Origin of the sequence: Nitrosomonas communis (assembly GCF_001007935.1) — a bacterium.
Classification (GTDB): Bacteria; Pseudomonadota; Gammaproteobacteria; order Burkholderiales; family Nitrosomonadaceae; genus Nitrosomonas; species Nitrosomonas communis.
Genome location: NZ_CP011451.1, coordinates 1,132,189 through 1,147,040 on the forward strand (window position 1 = coordinate 1,132,189; position 14,852 = coordinate 1,147,040).

21 protein-coding genes are annotated in these 14,852 nt (G+C 43.2%); 5 read left to right on the forward strand and 16 right to left on the reverse strand.

What is annotated here, in order from left to right; genetic code table 11:
* Positions 1 to 46 precede the first annotated feature (46 nt).
* The 4 genes from AAW31_RS05070 to AAW31_RS05090 all read right to left on the reverse strand — a co-directional run bounded on the left by AAW31_RS05070 (position 47) and on the right by AAW31_RS05090 (position 4,681).
* Positions 47 to 1,264: a pyridoxal-phosphate-dependent aminotransferase family protein gene (locus tag AAW31_RS05070; protein WP_046849406.1), complete on the reverse strand. Its 1,218-nt coding sequence runs from the start codon at positions 1,262 to 1,264 to the stop codon at positions 47 to 49.
* Positions 1,265 to 1,655: 391 nt separating this feature from the next.
* Entirely contained in the window at positions 1,656 to 1,982 is a 327-nt protein-coding gene (locus AAW31_RS05075) for a cyclic nucleotide-binding domain-containing protein (RefSeq protein ID WP_144412856.1), read from the reverse strand.
* A 1,162-nt stretch (positions 1,983 to 3,144) separates the two neighbouring features.
* Entirely contained in the window at positions 3,145 to 3,837 is a 693-nt protein-coding gene (locus tag AAW31_RS05085) for a TIGR04282 family arsenosugar biosynthesis glycosyltransferase (RefSeq protein ID WP_046849409.1), read from the reverse strand.
* 580 nt (positions 3,838 to 4,417) lie between these two features.
* Positions 4,418 to 4,681 carry a hypothetical protein gene (locus tag AAW31_RS05090; RefSeq protein WP_144412857.1) on the reverse strand — a complete coding sequence of 88 codons (264 nt, stop codon included), beginning with the start codon at positions 4,679 to 4,681 and terminating at the stop codon, positions 4,418 to 4,420.
* Positions 4,682 to 4,900: 219 nt separating this feature from the next.
* Between AAW31_RS05090 and AAW31_RS21170 the strand changes: the two genes are divergently transcribed.
* The gene (locus tag AAW31_RS21170) at positions 4,901 to 5,044 is read left to right on the forward strand and encodes a hypothetical protein (protein ID WP_158441397.1); all 144 of its coding nucleotides are present in this window, start codon (positions 4,901 to 4,903) and stop codon (positions 5,042 to 5,044) included.
* Positions 5,045 to 5,203: 159 nt separating this feature from the next.
* On the opposite strand, the gene AAW31_RS05100 is transcribed toward AAW31_RS21170, so the two are convergent.
* Positions 5,204 to 5,422, reverse strand: coding sequence for a hypothetical protein (locus AAW31_RS05100; RefSeq protein WP_046849412.1), 219 nt, complete (start codon positions 5,420 to 5,422; stop codon positions 5,204 to 5,206).
* A gap of 336 nt (positions 5,423 to 5,758) precedes the next feature.
* Between AAW31_RS05100 and AAW31_RS05105 the strand changes: the two genes are divergently transcribed.
* On the forward strand, positions 5,759 to 6,235 hold the full coding sequence (locus AAW31_RS05105) for a hypothetical protein (protein ID WP_200899718.1): 477 nt from the start codon (positions 5,759 to 5,761) through the stop codon (positions 6,233 to 6,235).
* 430 nt (positions 6,236 to 6,665) lie between these two features.
* Here AAW31_RS05105 and AAW31_RS18795 read toward each other — a convergent pair whose 3' ends face one another.
* Entirely contained in the window at positions 6,666 to 6,851 is a 186-nt protein-coding gene (locus tag AAW31_RS18795; protein ID WP_052752093.1) for an Arm DNA-binding domain-containing protein, read from the reverse strand.
* 559 nt (positions 6,852 to 7,410) lie between these two features.
* On the opposite strand from AAW31_RS18795, the gene AAW31_RS05115 reads away from it, so the two are divergent.
* A complete protein-coding gene (locus AAW31_RS05115; RefSeq protein WP_144412858.1) occupies positions 7,411 to 7,788 on the forward strand; it encodes a DUF6988 family protein in 378 nt (125 codons plus the stop codon).
* A 246-nt stretch (positions 7,789 to 8,034) separates the two neighbouring features.
* On the opposite strand, the gene AAW31_RS05120 is transcribed toward AAW31_RS05115, so the two are convergent.
* The gene (locus AAW31_RS05120; protein ID WP_052752094.1) at positions 8,035 to 8,280 is read right to left on the reverse strand and encodes a LexA family protein; all 246 of its coding nucleotides are present in this window, start codon (positions 8,278 to 8,280) and stop codon (positions 8,035 to 8,037) included.
* A gap of 70 nt (positions 8,281 to 8,350) precedes the next feature.
* Here AAW31_RS05120 and AAW31_RS23405 point away from each other — a divergent pair, with 70 nt between their 5' ends.
* Positions 8,351 to 8,632, forward strand: coding sequence for an IS3 family transposase (locus AAW31_RS23405; RefSeq protein ID WP_036503716.1), 282 nt, complete (start codon positions 8,351 to 8,353; stop codon positions 8,630 to 8,632).
* 20 nt (positions 8,633 to 8,652) lie between these two features.
* A complete protein-coding gene (locus AAW31_RS05130) occupies positions 8,653 to 9,480 on the forward strand; it encodes an IS3 family transposase (RefSeq protein WP_046848692.1) in 828 nt (275 codons plus the stop codon).
* A 283-nt stretch (positions 9,481 to 9,763) separates the two neighbouring features.
* Here the strand turns inward: AAW31_RS05130 and AAW31_RS05135 are convergent, their stop codons facing one another.
* The 9 genes from AAW31_RS05135 to AAW31_RS05180 form a co-directional block, all read right to left on the reverse strand.
* Entirely contained in the window at positions 9,764 to 10,450 is a 687-nt protein-coding gene (locus AAW31_RS05135; protein WP_082110344.1) for a DUF1796 family putative cysteine peptidase, read from the reverse strand.
* Between the two features lie 418 nt (positions 10,451 to 10,868).
* A complete protein-coding gene (locus AAW31_RS05145; RefSeq protein ID WP_046849416.1) occupies positions 10,869 to 11,273 on the reverse strand; it encodes a 3TM-type holin in 405 nt (134 codons plus the stop codon).
* A 1-nt stretch (position 11,274) separates the two neighbouring features.
* Positions 11,275 to 11,706, reverse strand: coding sequence for a cell wall hydrolase (locus AAW31_RS18800; RefSeq protein WP_052752095.1), 432 nt, complete (start codon positions 11,704 to 11,706; stop codon positions 11,275 to 11,277).
* A gap of 10 nt (positions 11,707 to 11,716) precedes the next feature.
* Positions 11,717 to 11,998: a hypothetical protein gene (locus tag AAW31_RS05155; protein WP_046849417.1), complete on the reverse strand. Its 282-nt coding sequence runs from the start codon at positions 11,996 to 11,998 to the stop codon at positions 11,717 to 11,719.
* A gap of 52 nt (positions 11,999 to 12,050) precedes the next feature.
* Entirely contained in the window at positions 12,051 to 12,278 is a 228-nt protein-coding gene (locus tag AAW31_RS05160) for a hypothetical protein (RefSeq protein ID WP_144412859.1), read from the reverse strand.
* Positions 12,279 to 12,430: 152 nt separating this feature from the next.
* On the reverse strand, positions 12,431 to 13,189 hold the full coding sequence (locus AAW31_RS05165; RefSeq protein WP_144412860.1) for a hypothetical protein: 759 nt from the start codon (positions 13,187 to 13,189) through the stop codon (positions 12,431 to 12,433).
* A gap of 71 nt (positions 13,190 to 13,260) precedes the next feature.
* Positions 13,261 to 13,848 carry a hypothetical protein gene (locus AAW31_RS05170; RefSeq protein ID WP_046849420.1) on the reverse strand — a complete coding sequence of 196 codons (588 nt, stop codon included), beginning with the start codon at positions 13,846 to 13,848 and terminating at the stop codon, positions 13,261 to 13,263.
* Positions 13,848 to 14,177 (reverse strand): hypothetical protein, encoded by a 330-nt coding sequence (locus AAW31_RS05175; RefSeq protein WP_046849421.1) that lies wholly within the window; start codon positions 14,175 to 14,177, stop codon positions 13,848 to 13,850. Before AAW31_RS05175 ends, AAW31_RS05170 begins: the two co-directional genes overlap by 1 nt.
* A complete protein-coding gene (locus AAW31_RS05180) occupies positions 14,174 to 14,611 on the reverse strand; it encodes a hypothetical protein (RefSeq protein ID WP_046849422.1) in 438 nt (145 codons plus the stop codon). Before AAW31_RS05180 ends, AAW31_RS05175 begins: the two co-directional genes overlap by 4 nt.
* Positions 14,612 to 14,852 lie beyond the last annotated feature (241 nt).

Below are 14,852 nucleotides of genomic sequence, written 5' to 3' on the forward strand. Positions count from 1 at the left end.
AAAAGAAAGCAGTTGCATAGTTTATGAGTTTTGTTTCAATCAAAACTTATACTGTCATAGTATTAGCTGCATAGGTTTGATAAGCGGCCACTTCTGCAGCACCACGCTCTACCTTCATACCCATATTCGATAAAACAGTTTCCAAGGCGTTAAGACAGAAAATAACATTTTCAACTCGACTTGAATTACCCATTAAACCGAAGCGCCAAACTTTCCCAGCAAAATCTCCTAAGCCAGCTCCGATTTCCAAATTAAAATCAGCCAGCAACCTACGGCGTACTTCCTTATCATCTACGCCTACTGGTATATGTACGGCATTCAGCTGGGGCAAGCGATAGGGCTCGGCGACCACATATTCGATACCCATCGTCTGCAAGCCGGCTTTTAGCGCCTTGTGATTACGCTGATGCCGTGCCCAGGAATGTTCCAGCCCTTCTTCGTATAGCATCAATAACGCTTCGTGCAATCCAACCAGTGAATTGGTAGGTGCCGTATGATGATAGGTTCGTGAAGAGCCCCAGTAACCCAATAGCAAGTTGATATCCATGAACCAGCTTTGTACCTTATGTTTTCGGTTTTTAACCAGATTCACCACGCGCTCAGAGAAACTTACTGGAGAAAGACCAGGAGGGCAGGACAAACATTTCTGGCTGCCGGAATAGACTGCGTCAATTCCCCATCCGTCGATATAGATGGGTGTTCCACCTAGCGAAGTGACCGTATCCATGATCGTTAAGCAGTTATAGCGCTTTGCTAGATCACTAAGAGTTTTAGCATCTGACTGTACACCGGTAGAGGTTTCAGCATGAACAAACGCCAGAATTTTCGTATCTGGATTATTTTTTAAGGTATCTTCCACTTTCTGAGGATCAACAGGCTCTCCCCATTTGTCATCCACCACCACAGCCACTCCCCCATGGCGTTCGACATTCTCAATCATACGCCCACCGAACACGCCATTGCGACAAACAATTACCTTATCTCCCGGCTCAATCATGTTCACAAAGCACATTTCCATACCGACTGAACCAGGGCCTGATACAGGAAAGGTGAGCAAATTATTCGTCTGAAAAGCATAACGCATCAAACTTTTCAGCTCCTCCATCATGTCCACAAATACTGGATCCAGATGACCCAAGGTGGGACGCGCCATTGCGGACAAAATACGCGAATGGGTATCGGATGGCCCGGGGCCCATCAAAACACGTTGAGGTGGATAAAAGATCGAAATTTTCTTCTCTGGGCGAAAGTCTTGGGTGGCCATTGATATTCCTAAAATATAAAAATAAACAAACAGTATGCTTGAAAATATAAAGATGGCGATTCTATCAAGTGATCAGGCATTTGACTATACTCAATTCCAGAAAACGACTTTAGAATCAACTAAGTTTTATTATCAGAAAGGTTTGGTTAGCGTTTGATTATTAGAGTAAAAGGTACTTCTTGAGCACTGGTGAAAAAGTATATTGAAGAAAAAATAGTTTGGTGAGTTTGGTTTAATCCAAAGATGCCCGCACTTCTTTGACTAGTTTAGCCAGTTTTGCTACCTCCAGTATGTGCAGGTCACGCCCTCACTGCTCGACCAAATTAATTTTAGCCAAACCGGCCAACTCCTGGCTCACTGCTCACGATGGGTGCTAACAAAACAGGCTAATTCAGCATGAGTGGGCACCGGTGAGATAATGGCAGTATTGAACGATACCATGTGCTCCATGGCCAGCCAGTCGGCTCAAAATAGCATTGCAGAAAGCAGGATAGGCATGAATTAATTCCCAAAAAGTTTTGTCAAGTATGGAGACTGACAAGCTATCTGTTTTAGCGATAGCAGTTGCAGAGCGTAGAAAACCATCAATTGCTGTCAACTCACCAAATATTTCTCTTACAGGCAAATCGCACAGAACGACTTCCTTTCCCCTTCTGCCAATGTTACCAGCGCTACTGGATGGTTCTTGCCGCTCACCGTACGATCTCGAGTCATTCATCTATACTGACTCGGTTGCGAATAGTGCCACGTCGTTCTGCCCACTTGCATAGCGCTTGCGTCACAGTTTCTGGCAGCGCAGATGTCTCCACAAATTACCTCCTGCCAATTTGTCTGCTTAGAGGTGCTGATAAATGATTTCATAGCTGATTGACAATTCATCTTCCAGTTTAAGTCGGGCGGATACCTGTTCAGGGGTCATATCCTGTCAAATCATCCTTTCCACCTTATTCCAGTCTTCCTGACTAAATCGTTAAGCTTGGGCTTTCTGCCTTATATGTTTATCTCGTAACTTCTGCCCCTGCTTTGGGCGCCAGCCTCGCTGTCCTCTATTGCGCCTGAGTTCTCGTGAGATGGTAGGTTTGTTCACACCTACTTCATTCGCTATCTCTCTTTGCTTAAACCCTGCTTTCTGTACCCATAAATCTGACAGCTTGCTCACAGGTAAACTGCTGATAGTCTTTCTTCTGTGCTCCTTTTATTTGATTGTTCAAGAAGCTCAGATGCTATCGCAGCTTGCTTCTTGTTAACCTTATAAAAATTGCACTTCAAACTTGAATCCGCCACTTAAAAATACTCAATTTTCCAAAAGCCAGTGATGCAGAGGTCTCTCGGATAGACTGGAAATGGTAGCAAGTTGGGTACCTGCGTTGACATAAGCTGCTGACCCGGTCAGTATACCGAACAAGCTTACTCAGTAAAAAGTACTGGCACGAATCGCCGTAAATCCCATCCACAGATTTATCAGGAAAAAGAAAGGCAGACACGAGTCACAGGAAGAACAGATAAAGGGCACCATCCCGTTCTAGGCCCTTGTTGATCGCCTCAAGACGATCGCTAACACAGCGTTGTAATGCCTCATGCAACAAGGAGAGCGTGCGGCCAGAAGAGCAAATGTGGTACCTAGAGTGGCTGAAACCAGGGCAACTCTATCCCTATTAAGAATTCCCCTGCAAGCGACATGACAGTAGAGCCCGGTAAGGAAAGTGCCCGTCTGCCTCTATATTGGAAATAACCTGATTAACAATGAAGAGCGAAAAACGCCCATTCGGTAAAGTTTACGCATTCCTTCCTGCGTATGAGCAATATACCTTGCTCTCTTCCCTGATCGGGCTGCATTGCGTCGAAATGATCGAGACTTCCCAGAAATACAGTGGATAACACTAGAACCGAGCAGGACGATTTTGTAAAGTATAGGCAATGGCACACACAAGTGCGCGAAGCTGGCGCCGCGCTGATCGCAGGTCATGTTGCAATAGTGTAATTAGCTTCAAGCAATCTTCTAGCTTATCTATAGCGGAACGTTGCTCCATTATCGCAATAGACTGCCCTGCCCTTCGGCAATAATCTATCAGCGCCGTACTTAATTGATCAGTGCTCCACGGCAGATCAGTCAGTACTGGCCATGGGGTACAATTAGCCATCAATGCAATACCCCCATTTGTTGCTGGTACCAGCACCGCATCATGATGCTGCAAGGCAATACGACAATCTGTATAGTCATTTTTTGTCAGTGATGGCGCATCGCTACCAATATAAACTAACTGCTTCAATCCCTTGTTACGTAATTTGCAATCGAGCTCACTGAGGCGTTTGCCAAGGTTACCAATTGCTTGGGGTTGTATCCATACTGCCTTAGATGATGGCAACAAGGTTGTGGCCCAATCATGATCCTCCTCCGATGCGGGCGCAATCACTACCAGATTATTCCAATTCTTCGCATCTTCTAGTGCACAAGCCAGAAGTGCTTGTGCGATCTGATGTGTTCTTTCTATGCCTATGCTTGCTGCCAGACGCTGCTTGCTAAACCCTAATACAGGTCGCTTACATAACAAAACCAGCGCTATTTCATCCATAATAATTACTGATGATGAATCGATGAATCATTGCTTGCTGAACCAGTTATCATAATACCAGGCTGTTGTTGCACTACAGTATTATCCGTAATAGTCATAATGCTACAGCATCGACCTGAAGGGTTTCACCGAATAATAATCGATAATCAACGCGCACATCGCAGCACTCGCTAATCTATTGACCGGCTTTCTTGAAACCTTATTCTACTGCCATGATGTGTGCATTATTTGTGAAAGCGTTAAGCCAGCTACTCCCAATTGTCTGCCCATTCGATCACATAGAATTGATAGCGCGAGCATGTCAGAATGTTAAACATCCTGAGAATACAGTACCGTTTTGATTAAGTGGCAGAACGTCATGAAGAAAGATCGCCGGATATGATACTGCCTGCTGGACGTAACTAATATTATCAGTTATTGATGTATAATTGGCAACAAGCTTTGCTATTGATATACAGTTGGCAACAAGCTTCACTTCTTGGTATGATGTAAATTAGGCTTTATGAAGGCTTATCACTTTGGTGCCGGCTGTCGCTCCATGGCTTCATATGCCAGCCATGCTCATGAAGCAGGTTTGAATTTATACTGTGGAAACCGTGCCCGGCCATTCATCCCAATTACTTGACGTGTGATAAGGAACGATGTGCTGTTCTTTTATCTTCATTTTATAGCCGGGTATGCGCCATTCTTCCTTATCAAAACCGGTGTCTGTCCATTCTGCTTGATGTAGTTCACCTGTTCGCACGAAAACCAAGCGGGATAAGCCGTGTTGTTTAATTCGCTTATTTAATGACTTTGACTGGCGCTGGATCAACGTCCCTAACCAGCACATCCCATGCTTCATCTCTTTTTCGCATGCAGTGGGGAGAGTAACGGCTGGCTAAACACCGATAGTTAGAGCATTTAGCGCTTGCTTGCATATCGATCGGGAAAGGTAACCGCAAAGCATTTGCTATATTATTAATATATAATGATTTTTATTTTTCAATTTTGAAAAATACCATCAAATTTTTTACTGGGGGTAAAAAAGCATTTGTTAATGATTATTGATTGAGAATGCAAAATGAAAACCATCACAGCAACACCCGCCAGCAGCATCAAAAAAAGCCAATCATTCACGCCACATGAAAAAAACTTGATTCTGGTGTATTCAATTTTTATATGCAAACAGATAACGCGCGCCACCTATCTTATATTTGCACCATGATTTATTTTTTAATACACAGAAGGTCGCTTTATCGCTTGCGGCTGTAAATTGTCGGTTTATCTGAGGGGAAGCGCATAACAAAACCCCACCGAACCACAGCTAATAGATCTGATGGGGGGAGAGGCATACAATAATATGAACTTCATGACGAGCACTACATCATGAAATATTTTTAACGGCTCTTATTTCTGAAACTTTAGAATAAAAAAGGGCGAGATTCATTAAAATCCATTCCCACCAAGTAATAAGCGTTCTAGCGAAATCCTGGCGTTTTTTAACCAGTATATACTCTGCTTTAGGGTTATTTCTTATCAATACCGACAAATTACTTTCTTTGGAAACATTTAGTGTAGAAAGAGTAAGCCGCGGCTCATACATCTAAAATCTGTAGAGATTGAAATGGCCTTACCCTACCATTTACAAAATCGTTTTTATAATTTGTACGTACAAAGATTTGGACTGATTACGGTACTAAAAATGAAAGCTGTACAGATTGACGTTGCCCCACTCATCAAAAAGAGGACAACAAAGGAGAAGAAAGAGGAGTAAATTATCTTATCCCTTTATGAAATACACAATTTAATAAAATTGTGTATTGGAGACATTGCTTGATTTGATGTGAGAAGATGCAATATTAAATCGCATTTGGGCAGAAATATAGCTCTCGATAATCTACCTAGTGCGGATTTTTATTAGCTTTTGGAAAGGGAATCAATGAAAAAAGCTATATCGTTATTAGCCGCAATTACGCTGTTATCAGGTTGCGCTTCCATATTCCATGGCGTATCGCAACAAGTGATAATACGAAGTAATCAGCCAGACGTTGATCTCTATGTGAATGAAGCCTTTATTGGACGCGGTAATGGCATCACATCCTTTAAGAAAAAAGAAGAATACGTGATTACTGCACGCAAGGAAGGTTGTATGCCTGCTTCCATTCCAGCCTCAAAATCATTCGATGCCACCACCTTGCTTGGTATGTTTATTGACTTGGGCATCATCTCAATACTTGTGGTTGATGGCGCTGGTACTGGTGCATGGCGTAAATTTGACCAAACCAGCTTTGTTATTGATCCGCAGTGCGATAAAACACTAGTAGCACCAAAACCAGTGCAACAACTGTTAAGAAATAAGAAGCTAAAAAATAAGATTAAAAAGAAAATATATAAATATACAGATGATGCCCGTTAGTGCGGGCTATCTCTGTCGAATACCAATGGGGCAAGCTGTAACGCGCATTTAGTGATGTATGAACCAACCAACCCATTGATTAAGCGTAGCAATTCACCAATAACTTTAGGGTCGGTAATGCAGGCATGATACTTTGCTTTAACTGGCGTTAATGCCCCCCTCAAATCGCCACCAGAATCACGTTCAGCACGCCCGGTTTGTTTAAATACTCAGCCGACATATTCTTCCTTGCTCATTGCATTTTCTCGTGCGCCCCACGGCTTTTTATCTTGCGTAACACAGCAAGAGCAATTCAGGTGTGTTAGATACCCTTGGTTGGGCTGTTATCTAGCCAGGGAAATATATATCTTCTTCTAGACATCAATTTATATCTCTAAGCTTGATTCTCCCAAATAGTTAATTGCTTAATATGCCATTCAAGTGCTATAACTTAAAATGTGTTTTCGTGAGCATGATTCTTGGCTTGCTTGTTTACGGCTTTCACCATCACCGGGTCAATATCTTTAATAAGCAAATTTCGCGCTTCGTCTCTTTTCTTACGCGCAGCAGATAGGGTAATAGCTGGATAAGCACCAATAGCTAAAGTTTTCTGCTTACCTGCATATCGGTAGTTCATGCGTCAATACTTCCCGACGGAGTTCAACAGCAAATATAAACCGCCGCTATCAGTTAGTTTATATGGCTTATCTCTTGCTTGAGCATTACGTATCGCGATATCTATAAACATTGATGGCATCTCTCTAGTGATATCAAATAGTAACATCAAATTGTATATACAGATATCTTGTAATGCTATATGAAAATATCGATCTTGCTAAAAGCTAGTAAATTAGAGGGATTTGATGCTATAAGATACTATTTGAAATGCTTATGTGGTGCCGGGAGGGGGAATCGAACCCCCATGATGTTACCATCGCGGGATTTTGAGTCCAGTTCATTACTATTATTTATCAAATACTTAATAGTGATTTTTGTTCCGCAAAGATAGTAAAGAAGCATCTCTGAGAACCTTTATTTATGCGGGTCTATTTTATTTTGCGGAACGGATTTATCCGCGTTTTTTGCATAGCTTGGTCAGCATTTCCTGTAGTTTGACAACCGTAATTAAACACACTTATATTGCGCTCAAGTGCAATCCATCCGTCGTTCAAAAAATCATAACAGAGAGTTGATTTATGATTGCTCAATCAAGACTAGATAATGCTTATCAATTTTCAGATTGCTTAATGCAGACTATGAGAGGGATTCCCCTTTATGGAGGGTTAAGAGTACAGGCAGCTGCAGCATGCTATGGTATTGTTGTGCATCATTTTAATGCTATTCTCCTTACTATTCAAAATAGAATTTATGCTTCTAGTTCTGCATTAGAGAGAGTGATGCTAGAAGCTTTTATAAATGGAGAGTGGATTAGATCATGCGCCACAGATGATGAGATTAACATTCTATACGAAGAAGGTAGGTATCCCAGTCCCAAAATTAATAAGCGGATTAAAGCTATTGAAGAAATGGGGGAATGGAATGGTGAGTTGGAGAAATATTACAAAGATAACTAGAATACTCTTTGTAGCTATACCCACACAGCTGCATTTCAATTGTGGCAGTGGCATAAGCAAGATGAGATAGAGCCTAACTATAACCATGAACATCTTGTTGGACTATTAGATCGCTCAGAACGAATTTTAGCTTGCGCCATTTCTGGAATTGCACATATGTCGAATTCATGTGAAGTATTAAATAATTTAAATGTGATAATGACTAATAAATGGCCGGAGCATAATTCGAATAGGCCATAAACATGATCACACGATAAAGCGTGCAAACGTTCCCACTACAACTCCCCACACTTGTAATTCATCATTCTCACGGAACCTGAGTGTAGGATATGCTGGGTTCTCAGCGTGCAATTCAATAACTCCATTACAGGAATATAATCGCTTTACAGTATATTCATTATTAATCACTGCCAATACGATATGCCCGTGTTTGGGTTCGACTGAGCGATCGACCACCAGCATATCACCATCATAAATATGTGCACCAGTCATTGATGAAGTGGTACCCAAAAACTGTACAGGTTGTTAAGCTCTGGCAGAATTAAAAAGGAGCTTAATAACAATGAGTAAAAAGCGCATACAATATTCGAGCGAATTCAAAGCAAAACTAGCGCTGGCAGCGATACGTGGTGATGAAACTGTCCCCCAATTAGCAGCGCGTTATAATGTACATCCCACGCAGATCAATAGCTGGAAACGGCAACTCATTGAGCAAGCTGCCGAGCTGTTTTGTAAAAATAATACTGCCGCCAATAAGGAGCAGCCTACAACAGATGACCTGCACCGGGTTATTGGTCAATTGGCGGTAGAACGCGATTTTTTAGCAAGAAAGCTCAATCATTAAGTCTTGTAGAACGCAAAGAGATGATTGAGCCCCATGGCAAACTTAGTCAAACTCGTCAATGTCAGCTGCTGGATCTGGCGCGCTCAACTTATTATTATCAACCGCAACCAATCAGTAATGCTGATCTGGTTCTGCTGCGCATGATGGATGAACAGTACTTAAAGACGCCACAATATGGCTCACGCAGTTATGCTACCTGGTTTCAGCGCCAGGGAATCATGTTAGGGCGCAAGAAAGCCTCTTCCTTAATGAAGACACTCGGTATTGTCAGCATAGCTCCAAAACCCAGGACCAGCATCTCAAGCAAACAGCATAAGGTCTATCCTTATCTGCTTAGAGAACTTGTCATTAATAAACCCAATCAGGTTTGGGCTGCCGACATAACCTATGTCCCCATGGAGAAAGGCTTTGGCTATCTGGTTGCCATCATCGACTGGCATTCGCGTAAGGTGTTGAGCTGGCGCTTGTCCAATACCTTGGATACTGACTTTTGTACTCAGGCGCTGGAGGCAGCCATCCAGGATTATGGCTGTCCACAGATCATGAATACCGACCAGGGCGTACAGTTTACCAGCGAAGCATTTACCTCCATACTAAAAGATCATCATATTCAGATCAGCATGGATGGCAAGGGGTGCTACTATGACAACATTTTTGTTGAACGACTTTGGCGGACAGTTAAGTATGAGCTTTTATATACCAGAGAATTCAATAATCTGAAGGAGATAAAGCAGAATTTATCCACATGGTTTGAATGGTACAATCAAGAACGATTTCATCAAAGCCTTGACCGTCTTACGCCTGATGAAATCTACTATAGTGATCCAAGAATTGATCGGGTTGCCTGAACCTGTTTAACTATACATATCAGAGCTGAACTTTCTTTCAGGTTGTCCAGTTACAGGGAACCACATCATAAAGGCCACGGGAAATTGGTAGCTAAGTACAAATAAATATATTTCGAGCTCTAGTTAGGAGGCCAATTGATAATTATGGATTTGCAATTACTGTTTTGAGCAATTATTGCTTGATAGTTAATCAACCACCTCAAACCTAACCTTGCATCTCTCAGTCAAATCCCAGGCATATATCTTCAATTTCTCGAAGTCCTGCCACACCTGTTCTAATCCGTTACTCGGTTAAGCTCAAGCCAATCTCTTCAAAGGCTGATGTAAATACATGCACTGGCTCCTCAAATCCTGATCCGTTTTCCTCCGGACGTATGCCCAGATCAGGAAGTCTTACGATACACCCCCATTCATGCTGTTCTATTAACTTATCCCCTATTTCGACAAAAACCACTTTCAGTTTTTTGCCTAATCTTTCTCGTACTTCATTCGCCAGATCATGATGAGGCACAAAGCCATTAAGCTCGCGATTTGTTGCGATACCTTTGTAATTGGCTCCAAATCCTTTCTTGCTGCCGTTTAGTACGGCAACGGGATTGGATACATTTTTTACCGCCTCAAAGAATCTTTTGAAAAGATATGTGTATTTTTGATTTATATTTTCTATATCTTCGTCTTCGGTAGACAATACTACGCCCTGATGATTGCCATCCCATCTGCGGGGAAAATCATGATGATGAAGTATATTAAGCTTATAGTTATAGACAGTATTATGTTCGTGTGGAGGGCTGATGAGAAGATCGTCTCGATCTACATGGAATTTAAACCCTGGTTCCAGCATTCTTAGCATGGATTTCGCTGGCGTTATCCACCAGTCAAACGGGTATGTGGTATTAATACCAAAGTGGCTACGTAAGTTCCAAGTATTTCTGCAGTTTGGGCCAAGGCTAAAAATTAGATCTGACTTCATAATATATTTATTCCTCTAAATAAATATATTATGGCGATAAGCCAATTCCACAATTGTGTAATGATTTACAGCGTACTGTTCCCTAACAGTAGCAGGCAATGTTTGATTGGTAGCATTGAATAATTCAACTATGGTAAAAATTACCATAGTTGAACTGTATGCTTGCTTAAAGCATGTTGATTTTAAATACCTCAAAATTGTGTAATGATTTACAGCGTACTGTTCCCTAACAGTAGCAGGCAATATTTGATTGGTAGCATTGAATAATTCAACTATGGTAAAAATTACCATAGTTGAACTGTATGCTTGCTTAAAGCATGTTGATTTTAAATACCTCAACCGAGGTAATAAAAATTAACATGAAGAGAAATTATTTATTATTAGCCACCTCAAACCTAGATCTGCATCTTTTAGTTAATCACTTAGCAACACCTTTGATCTTCTCGACCATTCTGACCCCGCTCAACCCTAACATGGCTAGCACCAATTCTAGCAAGTAGTCAGTATGAATATCCGGCAGAGTCTTAAACGGCAGCTCAAATGCCTGAACGATCCAAAGCATGAAGGGTTGACCAATGAATGCCCAAAAGCATCCAAACACGCAGCACCAACCCAAAGCAGGACGCCAGCCAGCAACAAAAACAGAGGAACTAGCGGCCTCAATCTTATTGATCTCACGTTGATCCGCAGCTGCTTGGTTGATGGCTTTCTGCAGATCGCCTTCCAGTTGTTCCCTTGCTCTGGCTCGCTCGTTCTCATTGGGTATCAGGTCAAGAACTTTGTTGATGATTGGGGTTATCGCTGGAAATAATAATTGCCACATGTTATCGCTCCACGTCTTTGTCAAGATTGTAAAAATTCAGCCTTCCGATTTTACCGACGAGCCGGTCAGGATTTTCTTTGGCCCACTTTGGAATAGCATTACCTTTAAGGGAGTCGTCATAGTATGAATCGATACCTCTGAGGGGTGATTTGTGCGATCCATCGACTACCGATCTGGCTATCTCAAGACATTCTGAAAATACTGGATCGCCCGTTTTAGGCCAGTTCGTCAACTGTCTATCATTGGGATCGGTAATGCTCGAATACTGCCATTTTTTCGTGAGCACACTAATGATGTCATTGCCCCACCAGCCCGGATTGTTCACCCGGTTAACAATGGTATGAGCGACAGCAATTTTCGCATCGCGCGTTTCACCCCTCGCCTCACGCCAAATGGTTAGCGCGAGCATTACAATTTCGTAATAACTCCACATATGCCCTACCTCACAACGTAATAATCACGTAGATATTAATGGCTACGATTGCCACAACAGACGGAACCAGAAATTCAAGTCTTGCTTGATCGTTCCACCTTTCAAGATTCCACCAATAGATCAGCCCTCGATATTCGTTATCTTTGGCGATTCGCTGCCCCAGCTCCCACATATACCAGCTCACCACTACGGCAACAGTTACCGCGATCAGGTGCGGCAATACTAATAAAATGATCATCATCACCAGAGAAACAGCAGAATGCACCAGAATGTCTTTTAAGTTTTTGTTCATGTCTTTATAGTCAGTTAGTTAAAAATAATTGCTTGCAGCTCAAATAAAACGGTCAATTTCTCAGCCAGTTGCTGATGCCATGCTTGATGTAATCCACGTTCTGAAAAAACCACCAGCCTACGGACGCGCAACCCATTACGACATACAAAGCAACCCTCCCAGCAAACATCATTCTCTCGATGCTTTGTAAACGCTGATCGATGTTCTTCAATGTGGCAGCCATGTCGCGCACGCTTTCAGGATTCATCGGGCATTCATCCGGTGTCTTCTCTCTCGCCACGATTCATGCTCCAGTCCGTTCTATACCCATGATTCATCCCTCTAAAAATGTCTCAAATTAGAGACAAAAATGATAATATGACTACTGGATTAACTCCAATTTGAATGAAACACGGGCTCTGCTGGAACAGGGCTCGTGCATATGATGTAGTTTTAAAACAATCTCTCCACGATCATCTTCACTCCGGTAGCGAGATTATCCCCATGCGCTCTGAGAACCGATCCTGATGCGAGCCAGCCTGTGTATCCATTTCCCGTAGGTCCGGATCCTGTAGCCTGCGCTCCGCCGCCTGCAAAAATTAATTTCTCTGACTGTGGTATTGATGAGAATGCTGTTGCGAGATTTGCAGAATTCAAGGAGACACCGCACTCTCCATTTGTGTTCACATAATCAACCATTAAATTAACATGATAGAGTCCACTAGCATTGATCGTGAATCTCCCGCCGTTTGCTGCGTTATCTGCATAGGTAATCGATGCGCCCAGATTAGTTTGAATTGTTGCGAATCTCATAATAGAGGTGTCTGTAGAGGCATATGCATTGGAAGTATAAACCACGACTTTTTCAGTGCCCTGGAATGGCAACAGGATTGGCGATGCCTGACTGATGGTCCAGGTCGCTATCGTTCCGGATCCAGCAATATGGGTGACATTAACAACCAGTGCCCCGGTGCTTGAGTTGTAGGATACGACTTCACCTTGCATCCATTTCGTCACATCCGCGCTATTAGCGACTCTAACTGTCATTCCAGCCACATAGCTTTTAGATGCCTGCACAGTCAGGCTTTTGTTTCCTGTGCCGATAGCCAGGCTGGTGGTGCTGGTTGAATTGGTGGCATTAAAATTAAACGCATTGACTGCGGCATTAATCTCGATACCAAAATTAGCCAGCTCAGAAAAGAACTTGTTCATGCCCTCATTAAACTGGGCCTCCGTCATATTGGACGTATTCGGCAGTGGCGTGCTTAGTGGAGTGATAGCCATCAAATACCCTTCAATGTTAGGTTGATTTTTGCTTGCTTGATATTGCTTAGATCGATTGGGAATCGCTGATAAACGCCAATCAGGACGAGTGGCTCAGCGTACACATGGTCCAGGTTATCCAGGCCGGACCAGACCACGGCTTTCGCGTTTGCTTGGTCTCTAAATTGTTTAACCGTATTTACTCGATTAGCCTCTGTTGCCAGCTCAAGTTCAATGACTGGCTGGCTTGGCACGGGTGTGAGTGTTGCTTTGCCAAATGCATCCCACGTGATTTCGCTATAGTTTTCAGCATCCGATACCGGATTCCATTCTATGTCTCCCAAGTGTATTGCCTGGCCTACTGCGAATCGTGATAGCTCGCACGTACCGGATGGATCTGTTAACGTAACAGTAATGACCGAATCACCCACTGGCGGCACATCAAAAGTGGCCGTTATCTTGTCGTAGATAAAAGGCGAGAAGCACCACTCGTAAGGTGTGGTTGCATGGCGATTCAGTAAATCCTTATTAATCGTTAATACAGTTGGTCCGCTTAGCCCATCCTTCACGGTAATCACTGCAGTTGCCGCTTTGAGCCCTTCCAGCATCACGCGTTAATGCGTCCGCCGGGTCGTATCACGACCGTCATAGGCGAGGTTCCCACGCTTGGATTGCCTTGGTTCCAGTCGAACATGCGGAAGCGATTGGTGTAGCATTTGAGGAACCATTTGTCAGGTGATGTGGCAGGAGGGTTATTGAGATTGCTGGCTACCAGCGACTTATATACCAGATGGCTATCGGCAGTGATCACGCTGACCTCGGCATCTTGTGCATAAGTGGTGCCGGAACTCCAGGCAGGCTCTCCCGCATACGGTTCAGCAATAGTGCTGCTGACAAAGCGTGCATCAGTGATGTCAATCGGGAGAAATGCTTTCATGCCGTTTTAGTCCTGAGAGCAGTCCCGCCTTGTGTTACAGCGTCGAACTTGTTTGACATGCGACGGTTGTACTCGCGCACTTGCTTTATCTCTTCGCGTAGCAGGCGCAATTCTGCAATCACATCATCTTGATTCAACTGGATAGATTGATTATTGTTAGTGGTAGATGTGTTAGGTCTGGCGCTTTCCACAATCGGAGATGGGCCAATATCCTCACCAATAAAACCACCTTCAGCAAAGCCGGATGGCTTGCCATCTTTGCCTGCCTTATGCAGCCTCTCCAGCGTATCAAGACCGATGCTCTCTACCGCTGAGGCAGAGAACACATACTCCCGACCATGCACGATGCCGACCGGCTCATCTGTGCCAGCATTGCCGGTATAGCCTCCACTTGCAAAGCCGCGATTCAGCTCTACATGCTGCAACTCACGCACATGGTCAAAGATGGATTTACGCGATCTATCATGCTGGCTTTGTATATATGCCGCATTGACTACATCTTTGAGGATGTTTGCTTGCGTGATCCGTTCGCGGATAACATCATTGGCCGCCCTGGACTTTTCAAAGATACGTTTGGCATCAATGACATTAGGGCACCTCTAAAAATACCTAAAAAAAGCAAATCAATTCAACCAGGAGGGCAATTTCACTTGATTCTCAAAGTTTTTCTGTCCA

Bases quoted from the DNA above. Each gene is read 5' to 3' on its own strand.
- AAW31_RS05170 (WP_046849420.1), bottom strand. From the start codon at position 13,848: ATGCTGGAAGGGCTCAAAGCGGCAACTGCAGTGATTACCGTGAAGGAT.
- AAW31_RS23405 (WP_036503716.1), top strand. From the start codon at position 8,351: ATGAGTAAAAAGCGCATACAATATTCGAGCGAATTCAAAGCAAAACTA.
- AAW31_RS05155 (WP_046849417.1), bottom strand. From the start codon at position 11,998: ATGAACAAAAACTTAAAAGACATTCTGGTGCATTCTGCTGTTTCTCTG.
- AAW31_RS18795 (WP_052752093.1), bottom strand. From the start codon at position 6,851: ATGAACTACCGATATGCAGGTAAGCAGAAAACTTTAGCTATTGGTGCT.
- AAW31_RS05070 (WP_046849406.1), bottom strand. From the start codon at position 1,264: ATGGCCACCCAAGACTTTCGCCCAGAGAAGAAAATTTCGATCTTTTAT.
- AAW31_RS05105 (WP_200899718.1), top strand. From the start codon at position 5,759: ATGAAAAAAGCTATATCGTTATTAGCCGCAATTACGCTGTTATCAGGT.
- AAW31_RS05075 (WP_144412856.1), bottom strand. From the start codon at position 1,982: ATGAATGACTCGAGATCGTACGGTGAGCGGCAAGAACCATCCAGTAGC.
- AAW31_RS05085 (WP_046849409.1), bottom strand. From the start codon at position 3,837: ATGGATGAAATAGCGCTGGTTTTGTTATGTAAGCGACCTGTATTAGGG.
- AAW31_RS05100 (WP_046849412.1), bottom strand. From the start codon at position 5,422: ATGTATGAGCCGCGGCTTACTCTTTCTACACTAAATGTTTCCAAAGAA.
- AAW31_RS18800 (WP_052752095.1), bottom strand. From the start codon at position 11,706: ATGTGGAGTTATTACGAAATTGTAATGCTCGCGCTAACCATTTGGCGT.
- AAW31_RS05145 (WP_046849416.1), bottom strand. From the start codon at position 11,273: ATGTGGCAATTATTATTTCCAGCGATAACCCCAATCATCAACAAAGTT.
- AAW31_RS05090 (WP_144412857.1), bottom strand. From the start codon at position 4,681: ATGAAGCATGGGATGTGCTGGTTAGGGACGTTGATCCAGCGCCAGTCA.
- AAW31_RS05120 (WP_052752094.1), bottom strand. From the start codon at position 8,280: ATGACTGGTGCACATATTTATGATGGTGATATGCTGGTGGTCGATCGC.
- AAW31_RS05165 (WP_144412860.1), bottom strand. From the start codon at position 13,189: ATGAACAAGTTCTTTTCTGAGCTGGCTAATTTTGGTATCGAGATTAAT.
- AAW31_RS05175 (WP_046849421.1), bottom strand. From the start codon at position 14,177: ATGAAAGCATTTCTCCCGATTGACATCACTGATGCACGCTTTGTCAGC.
- AAW31_RS05115 (WP_144412858.1), top strand. From the start codon at position 7,411: ATGATTGCTCAATCAAGACTAGATAATGCTTATCAATTTTCAGATTGC.
- AAW31_RS05130 (WP_046848692.1), top strand. From the start codon at position 8,653: ATGATTGAGCCCCATGGCAAACTTAGTCAAACTCGTCAATGTCAGCTG.
- AAW31_RS05135 (WP_082110344.1), bottom strand. From the start codon at position 10,450: ATGAAGTCAGATCTAATTTTTAGCCTTGGCCCAAACTGCAGAAATACT.
- AAW31_RS21170 (WP_158441397.1), top strand. From the start codon at position 4,901: ATGAAAACCATCACAGCAACACCCGCCAGCAGCATCAAAAAAAGCCAA.